This is a genomic window from Streptomyces boluensis, assembly GCF_009908195.1.
GTDB classification, from domain to species: Bacteria; Actinomycetota; Actinomycetes; order Streptomycetales; family Streptomycetaceae; genus Streptomyces; species Streptomyces boluensis.
Window position 1 is genome coordinate 1 of record NZ_JAAAHS010000258.1, and the last position, 11,134, is coordinate 11,134.

General features: G+C 71.0%; 11 protein-coding genes. 2 read left to right on the forward strand and 9 right to left on the reverse strand.

The window, feature by feature from the left end; translation table 11 throughout:
• Positions 1-53 precede the first annotated feature (53 nt).
• Complete coding sequence (locus tag GUY60_RS26255) at positions 54-347, reverse strand: hypothetical protein (protein WP_246235689.1); 294 nt, start codon at positions 345-347, stop codon at positions 54-56.
• 26 nt (positions 348-373) lie between these two features.
• Positions 374-547, reverse strand: coding sequence for a hypothetical protein (locus GUY60_RS26260; protein WP_161702093.1), 174 nt, complete (start codon positions 545-547; stop codon positions 374-376).
• A 276-nt stretch (positions 548-823) separates the two neighbouring features.
• On the opposite strand from GUY60_RS26260, the gene GUY60_RS26265 reads away from it, so the two are divergent.
• Entirely contained in the window at positions 824-1,546 is a 723-nt protein-coding gene (locus GUY60_RS26265) for a MerR family transcriptional regulator (RefSeq protein WP_161702095.1), read from the forward strand.
• Between the two features lie 6 nt (positions 1,547-1,552).
• Here GUY60_RS26265 and GUY60_RS26270 read toward each other — a convergent pair whose 3' ends face one another.
• The 6 genes from GUY60_RS26270 to GUY60_RS26295 all read right to left on the reverse strand — a co-directional run bounded on the left by GUY60_RS26270 (position 1,553) and on the right by GUY60_RS26295 (position 9,071).
• Entirely contained in the window at positions 1,553-2,284 is a 732-nt protein-coding gene (locus GUY60_RS26270; protein WP_161702097.1) for a hypothetical protein, read from the reverse strand.
• A gap of 129 nt (positions 2,285-2,413) precedes the next feature.
• Positions 2,414-4,582 carry a 3-hydroxyacyl-CoA dehydrogenase NAD-binding domain-containing protein gene (locus GUY60_RS26275; protein WP_161702099.1) on the reverse strand — a complete coding sequence of 723 codons (2,169 nt, stop codon included), beginning with the start codon at positions 4,580-4,582 and terminating at the stop codon, positions 2,414-2,416.
• 255 nt (positions 4,583-4,837) lie between these two features.
• Positions 4,838-6,052 (reverse strand): acetyl-CoA C-acetyltransferase, encoded by a 1,215-nt coding sequence (locus GUY60_RS26280; protein WP_161702101.1) that lies wholly within the window; start codon positions 6,050-6,052, stop codon positions 4,838-4,840.
• 70 nt (positions 6,053-6,122) lie between these two features.
• Entirely contained in the window at positions 6,123-7,265 is a 1,143-nt protein-coding gene (locus tag GUY60_RS26285; protein WP_161702112.1) for an acyl-CoA dehydrogenase family protein, read from the reverse strand.
• Between the two features lie 135 nt (positions 7,266-7,400).
• On the reverse strand, positions 7,401-8,537 hold the full coding sequence (locus GUY60_RS26290; RefSeq protein WP_161702103.1) for a CaiB/BaiF CoA transferase family protein: 1,137 nt from the start codon (positions 8,535-8,537) through the stop codon (positions 7,401-7,403).
• A 129-nt stretch (positions 8,538-8,666) separates the two neighbouring features.
• Positions 8,667-9,071: an MmcQ/YjbR family DNA-binding protein gene (locus tag GUY60_RS26295; RefSeq protein WP_161702104.1), complete on the reverse strand. Its 405-nt coding sequence runs from the start codon at positions 9,069-9,071 to the stop codon at positions 8,667-8,669.
• 86 nt (positions 9,072-9,157) lie between these two features.
• Here GUY60_RS26295 and GUY60_RS26300 point away from each other — a divergent pair, with 86 nt between their 5' ends.
• Positions 9,158-10,375, forward strand: coding sequence for a saccharopine dehydrogenase family protein (locus GUY60_RS26300; protein WP_161702106.1), 1,218 nt, complete (start codon positions 9,158-9,160; stop codon positions 10,373-10,375).
• 25 nt (positions 10,376-10,400) lie between these two features.
• Here GUY60_RS26300 and GUY60_RS26305 read toward each other — a convergent pair whose 3' ends face one another.
• A complete protein-coding gene (locus GUY60_RS26305) occupies positions 10,401-11,099 on the reverse strand; it encodes an endonuclease V (RefSeq protein WP_161702108.1) in 699 nt (232 codons plus the stop codon).
• Positions 11,100-11,134 lie beyond the last annotated feature (35 nt).

An 11,134-nucleotide genomic window follows, 5' to 3' on the forward strand; every position in this document is an offset into this window, starting at 1 on the left:
GGGTGGGGGTGCGGAGGGTAAGTGCGGGGGCGCGTGTAGGTGCGCGGAGGCCGTCAGTCCGCCTGGCCGGTGTGCCAGGGGTGCCCCTTGTCGACCATTCCGTGGCTCGCCCGGCAGAACAGCGGGAACCCGAGGGCGTGCAGCGCCTTCCGGGCCTCCACGATGTCCGGCTGCTCACCGGTGACGTCCTGGACCAGGTCGCGGACGTAGTGGAGCGTGACGCCCACGAGGACATACCAACTGCCCGGGAGCCCGTCGGTGTGATGCAGCGGCTTACGCGCACCGGCGGCGGCCGCGACCTGCTCACGGGTGATCGCGGAGAGCCGGGCGGGTTCGGCGGCGGTCACGGTCCGTTCCTCTCAGGGTCGTCGGGTCAGCGGTCGCACCGCTGGCAGGCGCTCAGGCCCATCTCGTGCGCCTCACCCTCGGGGACGGCCCCGAAGTCGTTGCAGGTCTCGCGCTTGCCGGTGAGGGAGGGGCAGTCGGCACGCACGTGGTAGCGCTCGCGGTCCGATCCGATGCGGTAGGTCACGATGCGCTCGGGCATGGGCGGGTTCCCTCTCTCACGCGGCGGACAACCCGCAGGGCGCGGCGCTGAACGGCGTCACTGTAGATATCCGCCGGGACGCACGTCCAGCAGTGATCTCGCCGGCCGCAGGCCCAACTGGGCGGAGACTACGGCCAGTTCGCGTCATCGCGCCTTCCGCCCCGGCGTCGAGGGCCCGGCGTGCGACGATCTGCCCCGGTCCCTCTATGCCTGTAGTGGTGAGACAGCAATACTGTTACACCAGACCGACGTGCCACCCCGAGACGGAGCCCAGCCATGACCACCGAAGCGCCGAGCCTGACGGTCGACGAGCTGGCCGCGCGGGCCGGGGTCACCGTGCGGACCATTCGCTTCTACAGCACCCGTGGGCTGCTGCCGCCGCCCGTGATCGGTCCGCGTCGGGTCGGGCGGTACGGGCCGGATCATCTGTCGCGGCTCGCGCTGATCGAGGAGCTCCAGCATCACGGGCTGACCCTCGCGGCCATCGAGCGGTACCTGGAGCAGTTGCCGCCCGACATGAGCGAGCACGATCTGGCGATCCACCGTGCCCTCGTCGCCAGCTGGATCCCGGACAGCGACGAGGAGATGAGCCGCGAGCAGCTGGAGCGGCGCGCGGGGCGGGCCCTCGCCGAGGCCGATGTGGACCGGCTCGCCGCGATGGACGTCCTTGAGCGCACCGAGGACGCGGACACGTTCCGTATCGACCCCGGCATGCTCCACCTCGGCCTGCGGTTGCTCGACGTGCCGATCGGCCTTGAGTCGATCCTCGCGGCCCGCACCGTGATGCTCGACCACTCCCGGGAGGCCGCGAAGGAGCTGACGCGACTCTTCCAGGACGAGGTGTGGGGGCCGTACAACGAGCAGGAGCGGGACCCCGAGGCGGTCGCCGCGATGAAGCAGCTGTCCGCGCACATGCAGCCGATGGTGGTGCAGGCCCTGGTGACCGCCTTCCAGCGGACCCTCAAGGACGAGCTGCGGGAGCGGTACGCGGGCGGCTGACGCGGATCAGCCGGGCAGCTGCACGTGGGCGGCGGAGGCGCTCGGTGCGTTGCCCTGGTCGGCCTGGCGCATCCGCTCGGCCTGCATCTTGCCGAGTTCGAGGAGCGCGGTCGGGCCGGGCTTGCTGCCCTCGGCGATGTCCGCGCGCGTGAAGGTCGTGATGAGGCCGACGTACTTGCCCTGGCGGGCAAGGAGCATCCGCTCTCCCATCTTCTTCTCGCCCGCGACGGGAGTCGACGCCGAGTACTGGTCGCCGTAACGGCCCTTGGGCAGGGCGTAGAACCCCTTGGCCTTGCCGCTGATCTCCTTCTCCCAGGCGTCGTACGCACCGCGCGCGCTGATGGAGGTGCGGTACTCCCAGACCTCGAAGCGGGCGTACTCACCGCCGTCGTCGAACATCTCCGTGCCGTACTCGTTGATCGCGCCGGAGACGACGCCCTCGCAGCGCGCGGCTTCGGTGCACTTCATGGTGCCCTTGGTGCCCTGCAGATCGCCGTAGAAGTCGGAGTCGCGGGGCTTCTTCAGCGGCTCGGGCAGGAGCCCGGGGATGATGGGCACCACGATCGCGGCGGGTGCGATGTGCTTGTCGGCGTCCGGCAGACCGGGTGAACTCGCGCTCTGCTGGGGCTCGTCGGGCTTCTCGGGCTTGTCGCCGCCCCCGCCCGGAGCCGCGCCCCCGCAGGCCGAGAGTGCCATGGACAGACCGACGACCGCGAACACGACCGGCTTCAACCTCACGCGGATCCTCCCCCGTTGTTCCGTTCCGCAAAAACCACCAGCGTACGCGAGCTGTTCTACCAGCCGAAGGTCACGCCCGGAGCACGGGGGCTCCGGGCGTGACCTTCAACGGCGCAGGCTGCGACAGGTTCAGGCGTCGCTGAACTTCTCACCCTTCTCCGCCTTCTCCACGAGCAGCGCGGGCGGCAGGAAGCGGTCGCCGTACCGCTCGGCCAGTTCGCGGGAGCGGGCCACGAAGCCGGGCAGGCCGCCCTCGTAGCCGTTGATGTACTGCAGCACGCCGCCGGTCCAGCCCGGGAAGCCGATGCCGAAGATCGAGCCGATGTTGGCGTCCGCGACCGAGGTGAGGACGCCCTCCTCCAACAGCCTTACGGTGTCGAGGGATTCGGAGAACAGCATCCGCTCCTGCATGTCACGGAACGGGATCTCGTACCCCGGCTTCGTGAAGTGCTCGCGCAGGCCCGGCCAGAGCTTCGCGCGCTTGCCGTTCTCGTCGTAGTCGTAGAAGCCGGCGCCGCCGCTGCGGCCGGGGCGCTCGAACTCGTCGACCATGCGGTCGATGACACCCTCGGCCGGGTGCTCGGGCCAGCTGCCGCCCTCGGCCTCGATGGCCTTACGGGTCTCGTTGCGGATCTTGCGCGGCAGGGTGAGGGTCAGCTCGTCCATCAGGGAGAGGACCTTCGCCGGGTAGCCGGCCTGGGCGGCGGCCTGCTCGACGGAGGCGGGCTCGATGCCCTCGCCGACCATCGCGACGCCCTCGTTCATGAAGTGGCCGATGACGCGCGAGGTGAAGAAGCCGCGCGAGTCGTTCACCACGATCGGGGTCTTCTTGATCTGCCGGACCAGGTCGAAGGCGCGGGCGAGCGCCTCGTCGCCGGTCCGCTCGCCCTTGATGATCTCGACGAGCGGCATCTTGTCGACCGGCGAGAAGAAGTGCAGGCCGATGAAGTCGACGGGGCGCGAGACGCCCTCGGCGAGCTGGGTGATCGGCAGCGTGGAGGTGTTGGAGCAGAGCAGCGCGTCCGGCTCCACCACGTCCTGGATCTCCTGGAAGACCTTGTGCTTGAGCGCCGGGTCCTCGAAGACCGCCTCGATGACCGCGTCGCAGCCCGCGAGATCCTGCGGGTCGGCGGTCGCGGTGATCCGGGCGAGCAGCGCGTCCGCCTTGGCCTGCGTCGTACGGCCACGGCTCACGGCCTTCTCGCAGAGCTTCGCCGAGTACGCCTTGCCCTTGTCGGCGGACTCCTGCGTGACGTCCTTGAGGACCACCTCGATACCGGCGAGCGCACAGGAGTACGCGATTCCGGCGCCCATCATGCCCGCGCCGAGCACGGCGGCCTTACGGACCGGCTTCGACTCGATGCCCTTGGGGCGGTTCGCGCCGGAGTTGACGGCCTGCAGGTCGAAGAAGAACGCCTGGATCATGTTCTTGGAGACCGGGCCGGCGGCGAGCTCGGTGAAGTAGCGCCCCTCGATGGTCTGCGCGGTCTCGAAGTCGACCTGCGAGCCCTCGACTGCGGCGGCCAGGATGTTCCGCTGCGCCGGGTAGTTCGCGCCGCCCGTCTGCTTCTTGAGGTTGGCCGGGAAGGCGGGCAGATTCGCCGCGAACTTCGGGTTGGCCGGGGTGCCGCCGGGGATCCTGTAGCCGGGCTTGTCCCAGGGCTGCGCCGACTCCGGGTTGGCGTCGATGAAGGCGCGGGCCTTGGCGAGCGACTCGTCCTGGTCGGCGGCGAGTTCATGGATCAGGCCGTTGTCCAGGGCGCGCTGCGGGTTGTACTGGTTGCCCTGGAGCAGCACCTTCAGGAGCGCGTCGGCGATGCCGAGCAGCCGTACGGTACGGGCGACGCCGCCGCCTCCGGGGAGCAGGCCGAGGGTGGCCTCGGGCAGGCCGATCTTCGTGCTCGACTTGTCGACGGCGATGCGGTGGTGGCAGGCGAGGGCGATCTCGTAACCGCCGCCGAGGGCCGCGCCGTTGATGGCGGCGACGACGGGCTTGCCGAGGGTCTCGATGCGGCGCAGGTCGCGCTTGATGCTCTGGCCACCCTCGAAGACGAGGTGCGCGGTCTCGGGGGTGACCTGGATCAGGTCGTGCAGGTCGCCGCCCGCGAAGAAGGTCTTCTTGGCCGAGGTGAAGATGACGCCCCGGACGTTCTCCTTCTCGGCCTCCAGGCGGTCGGCGACCTCGGTGAGGGATGCCTTGAACGCCTGGTTCATGGTGTTCGCGGACTGGTTGGGGTCGTCGAGGACGAGGGTGACGATGCCGGTGTCGTCCTGTTCCCAGCGGATGGTGCTTGTCATGTCTGTCTCCGTGAAGTCTCGTGCGGCGAGGGGGCGTTGCCGTTGACGGCTACTGGGGTGGGTGGCTGGGTTCGTCGGCCGACTGCCGGTCGGTGGGGGCTGGTCGCGCAGTTCCCCGCGCCCCTGAAAGCTGGGGCTTCGCCCCGCTTCCCCGAGGAGATGCCGCACGAAGTGCGCATCTCAGGGGCGCGGGGAACTGCGCGAGCAACCACGACGCACCCGCACTCGGCGACGAACAGCCACCCCTACGGCGCGCTAAAGCCGCTCGACGACGGTCGCGATACCCATACCGCCACCCACACAGAGCGTCGCCAACCCGTACCGCAGATCCCGCCGCTCCAACTCGTCCACCAGCGTGCCGAGAATCATCGCGCCCGTCGCACCCAGCGGATGCCCGAGCGCGATCGCCCCACCGTTGACGTTGACCTTCTCCAGGTCGAGCCCCATGTCCTTGACGAAGCGCAGCACGACCGCCGCGAAGGCCTCGTTGATCTCGACCAGGTCGATGTCGTCGATGGTCAGGCCCGCCTTGGCGAGCGCCTTGCGGGTGGCGGGCGCGGGGCCGGTGAGCATGATCGTCGGCTCGGAGCCGGAGACGGCCGCCGAGACGATCCGGGCGCGCGGCGCGATCCCGTACCGCTCCCCCACCTCGCGCGTGCCGATCGCGACGAGGGACGCGCCGTCGACGATGCCGGAGGAGTTGCCGGCGTGGTGGACGTGGTCGATCTGCTCGACCCAGTGGTACTTCTGCAGCGCCACCGCGTCGAAGCCGCCGAGGTCGCCGATGTCCTTGAAGGACGGCTTGAGCTTGGCGAGCGAGTCGGCGGTGGTGCCGGGGCGCGGGAACTCGTCGTGGTCGAGGACGGTCAGGCCGCTGCGGTCCTTGACGGGGACGACGGAGCGCTCGAAGCGGCCGTCCTTGATGGCGGCGGCGGCGCGCTCCTGCGACAGGGCCGCGTACTCGTCGACGTCGCGCCGCGAGAAGCCCTCGATGGTGGCGATCAGGTCGGCACCGATGCCCTGCGGCACGAAGCCGGTCTCGAAGTTGGTCATCGGGTCCGCGAACCAGGCGCCGCCGTCCGAGGCCATCGGGACGCGTGACATCGACTCGACGCCGCCCGCGAGGACCAGGTCCTCCCAGCCCGAACGGACCTTCATCGCGGCCAGGTTGACCGCTTCGAGGCCGGAGGCACAGAAGCGGTTCTCCTGGACGCCGGCCACGGTGTCGGGCAGGCCGGCGGCGATGGCGGCGATCCGGGCGATGTCGGAGCCCTGGTCGCCGACCGGGCCGACGACACCGAGCACGATGTCGTCGATGGCCGCCGGGTCGAGGGAGGGGAAGCGGGCCTTGATCTCGTGGATCAGGCCGACCACCAGGTCGATGGGCTTGGTGCCGTGCAGGGCCCCGTTGGCCTTGCCGCGCCCGCGCGGGGTGCGGATCGCGTCGTACACGTACGCTTCGGTGCTCAAGGTCTCAAGCCTTTCGTGGTGCGGGAGGTGAGGGTGGCTGTACGAGAGGTTCACGAGCGGAGAACGAGGGCTACGGCAGCAGCGAACGGCCGATGATCTCCTTCATGATCTCGGTCGTGCCGCCGTAGATGGTCTGGATACGGCCGTCGGTGAAGGCCCTCGCGACGCGGTACTCGGTCATGTAGCCGTATCCGCCGTGCAGTTGGAGGCAGCGGTCGGCGACGCGCTTCTGCAGTTCGGTGGCCCACCACTTGGCCATGGACGCGTGCACGGCGTCGAGTTCGCCCTTGTCGTGGTCCTCGATGCAGCGGTCGAGGAACGAGCGGGTGACGGCGCACTCGGTGGCCATCTCCGCGATCTCGAAGCGGATGTGCTGGAACTTGGAGATCGAACGGCCGAAGGCCTCGCGCTCCTTCACGTACTCCATGGTGATGTCCAGGAGGTGCTCGGCGGCGGCTATCGCGGCGACGGCGATGCCCATGCGCTCCTGCGCGAGGTTGGTCATCAGGTGGATGAACGCGCCGTTGAGCTCGCCGAGCAGGTTCTCCTTCGGCACCTTCACGTCATGGAAGAACAACTCGGCGGTGTCCTGCGACTTCTGGCCGATCTTGTCGAGGTTGCGGCCCCGCTCGAAGCCCTCCGTGCCGCGCTCGACGACGAGCAGCGACAGGCCGTGCGCGCCGCCCTCGGGGGTGGTCTTGGCGACGACCACGACGAGGTCCGCGAGGATGCCGTTGGAGATGAACGTCTTGGAGCCGTTGAGGACCCAGTGGTCGCCCTTGTCCTCGGCGGCGGTGCGGATGCCCTGCAGGTCGGAGCCCGCGCCGGGTTCCGTCATGGCGATGGCGGTGATCAGCGAGCCGTCGCAGAACCCGGGCAGCCAGCGCCGCTTCTGCTCGTCGGTGGCGAGCGAGGTCAGATACGGCCCGATGATGTCGTTGTGCAGCCCGACAGCGAGCCCGGCCGCACCGGCGCGGGTGAATTCCTCGGCCAGTACGGCGGAGTAGCGGAAGTCTTCGTTCCCACCACCGCCGAACTCCTCGGGCACGGCGAGCCCGAGCAGCCCCTGCCGCCCGGCGGCGCGCCAGGCCTCGCGGGAGACGATGCCGTCCTTCTCCCACTGCTCGTAGTGCGGGGTCACCTCCTTGGCGAGGAAGGTGCGCACGGTCTCGCGGAACGCCTCGTGGTCGGCGTCGTACAGCGTGCGCTTCATGCCCGAGGGCGTCTGCGACGTCATGCTGGGGCCTCCTGGGTGCGGCGCGGGGCCGGCTTCGGCGGGTTCTGTTGTACGGGGCCGGCGCGGTGCCGACCGGTCAACTCGCGTACGGGGTGGGCGTTATCGGGCTGTTCACGGCTGCTCCACGGTCAGGCTGCGCACGTCCCAGTCGGCGGCGACCTCGGCGGTGTCGGCGCCGGGCTGTGCGGGGCCGCGCCGGATGCCGGCGGGGGTGGCGGAGAAGCGGGGCGCGGGCGCGGGCTGGGTGATGCCGCTGTGCTCGACGAACGTGCCGCGCGCGGCGAGGTGCGGGTGCTCGGGAGCCTCGCGCAGCGAGAGGACGGGCGCCACACAGGCGTCGGACCCCTCGAAGACGGCCGTCCACTCCTCGCGCGTACGGGTCTTGAACGCGGCGGCGATGGTGTCCCTCAACTCGCCCCAGGCGGCCAGGTCCTTACGGGCCGGGGCCTTCTCGGCAATGCCGAGGAGCTCGACGAACTCGTCGTAGAACTGCTGCTCAAGGGCGCCGACGGCCATGTAACCACCGTCCGCCGTCTCGTAGTTGCCGTAGAACGGGCAGCCGCCGTCGAGCAGGTTGGAGCCGCGCCGGTCCTGCCAGCCGCCGGCCGCCATCATGCCGTGGATCATCGACGCGAGGTGTGTGGCGCCGTCCACGATGGCGGCGTCCACGACCTGGCCCTCGCCGGTGCCACGCGCGTGCTGGAGGGCGGCGAGGAGGCCGACGACGAGGTAGAGCGAGCCGCCCGCGAAGTCCCCGACGAGGTTGGCGGGGATCGCCGGGGCCTCGTCCGGGCGGCCGATCATGCCGAGGGTGCCGGTGATCGCGATGTACCCGATGTCGTGTCCGGCGCGCTGCGCGAGCGGTCCTTCCTGGCCCCAGCCGGTCATCCGCCCGTACACAAGGCGGGAGTTGCGGGCCGCGCACTGCTCGGGGCCGACGCCGAGCCGCTCGGCGACACCCGGGCGGTACCCCTCGATCAGGATGTCGGCGCGCTCCACCAGGTCGAGCACCTGGTCAGGGCCCTCGGGCGACTTGAGGTCGACACGGACCGAGCGCTTGTTGCGGTTGGTGATGTCGTACGCGGGATCGATCGCGAGTCCGCCGCCGCCGGGGCGGTCAACGCGGACCACGTCGGCGCCCAGGTCCGCGAGGAGCATCGCGGCGAACGGGCCAGGACCGATACCGGCCAGCTCGACGACGCGGACCCCGCTCAGCGGACCGTTCTGACCCCTTGCTGTCCCTGCCATCGAGCCCCCAGAGCACTGTGACACTACTGATGTGACAGTAGTGATGTTAAGAACGGGTTCCACTCCGCACAAGGGTTGGCGAGCAAGCGCTTAGAAATTCATTTTCGGCGGGCATTTCAGTGGGCAGTCTCAGCGGGCGTCGAGTTCCGCGATCCACTTCTTCGTCGCGATCACGCGGTAGCTCTCCTCCACCCAGTCGCAGAGCAGATCGGCCGCCGGCGCGCCCTGCTCCTCCAGCGGAACGCGCACCCAGCCGGCCTTCCCCAGGCCGTACCCCGCGGGCTCCGCCCCAGGGCACGTCAGCGCGTGGGCGTGCGCCTCCTCGCCCCTGAGCTTGACGGTCACGGCGAGCGGCCAACTGCCGTCCTCGACACCGAGGAAGACGAACACCTTCTTGTTCACCTTGGCGACCGACTCGCCCCACGGGAACTCCTCGACGGCGCCCGGAAGCCCGAGCGCGAAGGCACGCACCCGCGCCCACTTCCTGCGCACGGCCACGGGCGCCCCGCGCGATGGACTCTTCGGCTCGGGCATGGTCCCTCCGGGGCGCTCGAACGGCCGGGTCACCCTCACGCTAGCCTCGGCCACCGACAACGGCACGGGCACGACTGAGGGGTGTCATGGGCACAGAGGACGACAAGGCCGTGACGGGCGGAGCCGGGGCGGCACGGACGTACGACATCGTGCTCGTCGGGGCGACGGGATTCGTCGGGACGCTGATCGCCGAGTACCTCGCGGAGCACGCCCCCGACGGGCTGCGGTGGGCGCTCGCGGGGCGCAGCGCGGCCAAGTTGGAGCGGCTGCGCGAGCGGCTCACCCGGATCGACCCGGAACTCGCCGGGCTGCCGCTGCTGCACGCGGAGGCCGACGACCCGGCCGGGCTGCGGGAGATCGCGGAGCACGCGCGCGTGGTGGCCACCACGGTCGGCCCGTACATCACGTACGGGCAGGACCTCGTCGCGGCCTGCGCCGAGGCGGGCACCGACTATCTGGACCTCACGGGCGAGCCGGAGTTCGTGGACCTCACCTATGTGCGGCACGACGCACGCGCGCGTGAGACCGGTGCGCGCCTGGTGCACGCCTGCGGCTTCGACTCGATCCCGTACGACCTCGGCGTGCACTTCACCGTGCAGCAACTGCCGGAGGGCGTACCGCTGCGGGTCGACGGCTACGTGCGCACCAACGCGGCGCCCTCCGGCGGAACGTTCGCCTCCGCGCTCACCGCGTTCGCCCGCGGCCGGCAGACGGCGGCCGCCGCGCGGGACCGCCGCAGGCACGAGCCGCGCCTGGTCGGCCGACGGGCGTACGCGCCGGTGAGCGCGCCCCGGTACGCGAAGGAGGTCGACGCGTGGGCGCTGCCGCTGCCGACGGTCGACCCGCAGATCGTGCAGCGCTCGGCGCGCGCCCTTGAGCGGTACGGGCCGGACTTCCGTTACCGCCAATACGCCGCCGTGAAGCACCTCCCGGTGGCGGTCGGCGGCGCGGCTGCCCTTGGCGCGCTGGCCACGGCCGCCCAACTGCCGCCCGCGCGGCGCTGGTTGTCGGACCGGGTCAAGCCGGGCGAGGGCCCGAGCGCGGAGCGGCGGGCGAGGAGCTGGTTCTCGGTGCGCTTCGTGGGCGACGGCGGCGGGCAGCGCGTGTACACCGAGGTGGCGGGCGGCGACCCCGGCTACGACGAGACGGCGAAGATGTTCGCCGAGTCCGCGCTCTGCCTCGCCTTCGACGAGCTGCCCGAGACGTCCGGCCAGGTCACCACCGCCGTGGCCATGGGCGACGCGCTCCGGGCGCGGCTTGTGGCGGCGGGGATCACATTCCGGGTGGCACGGGGGCCGCGCTGAGCGCTGCCCCGCCTGCCGGGTGCCGTCAGCGCGTCGCCTCCGCCAGCGCGCGTCGGCACAGGGCGTCCGCGCGGCGGGTGGTCTCCGGCAGGCGGTAGCGGGGCGTGAGGTGGAGCGTGTGGGCCACCGCGGTGTCCAGGCGCACCCGGTGGCCCGCGGAGACGAAGACCGGCTTGACGCCGTCCTGGGTGCGCACCGCCCGGCCCACCTCCTCGCCGTCCGCCGCGGCGTCGACCAGCGGCGAGGTGCTGCCGCGCCGCTCGCCCGGCGCCTCGTACGTGAAGGTGAACGGGTTCTTCGCGACCCCGATCGTCGGCAGCTCGGTGAGTACGCCCAGGTGGCTGGCGAGCCCGAAGCGGCGCGGGTGGGCGCGGCCGTACCCGTCGCAGACGACGAGGCCGGGCGCGGCGGTGAGCCGGTCGAGGACGGCCAGCACGGTGGGCAGTTCACGGAAGGCGAGCAGCCCCGGTACGTACGGGAAGCAGACCCGGCCCACGGCGGTGGCCTCCTCGACGACCTCCAGGTTCCCGGCATCGAGGACGACGGCCGCCGCGACGACGACGTCCCGCTCGTCGTCGTACGCCACGTCGACCCCGGTGACCGTGCCGGTGCCGGGCGGCGGTCCGGCCTCGCGCGGGTCGACGCGGGACCTCAACTCGTCCTGAACGGCGCGTGCTTGGGCTTCGGTGGTGGGCCAGTCGGCGGGGATACGTACGGTCGTCATGGTGGGGCGAGCCTACGGGGCGGGGTGTGCGGGGC

Coding starts and splice junctions, on each gene's coding strand:
- GUY60_RS26290 (WP_161702103.1), bottom strand. CDS start 8,537: ATGGCAGGGACAGCAAGGGGTCAGAACGGTCCGCTGAGCGGGGTCCGC.
- GUY60_RS26285 (WP_161702112.1), bottom strand. CDS start 7,265: ATGAAGCGCACGCTGTACGACGCCGACCACGAGGCGTTCCGCGAGACC.
- GUY60_RS26265 (WP_161702095.1), top strand. CDS start 824: ATGACCACCGAAGCGCCGAGCCTGACGGTCGACGAGCTGGCCGCGCGG.
- GUY60_RS26295 (WP_161702104.1), bottom strand. CDS start 9,071: ATGCCCGAGCCGAAGAGTCCATCGCGCGGGGCGCCCGTGGCCGTGCGC.
- GUY60_RS26300 (WP_161702106.1), top strand. CDS start 9,158: ATGGGCACAGAGGACGACAAGGCCGTGACGGGCGGAGCCGGGGCGGCA.
- GUY60_RS26305 (WP_161702108.1), bottom strand. CDS start 11,099: ATGACGACCGTACGTATCCCCGCCGACTGGCCCACCACCGAAGCCCAA.
- GUY60_RS26275 (WP_161702099.1), bottom strand. CDS start 4,582: ATGACAAGCACCATCCGCTGGGAACAGGACGACACCGGCATCGTCACC.
- GUY60_RS26260 (WP_161702093.1), bottom strand. CDS start 547: ATGCCCGAGCGCATCGTGACCTACCGCATCGGATCGGACCGCGAGCGC.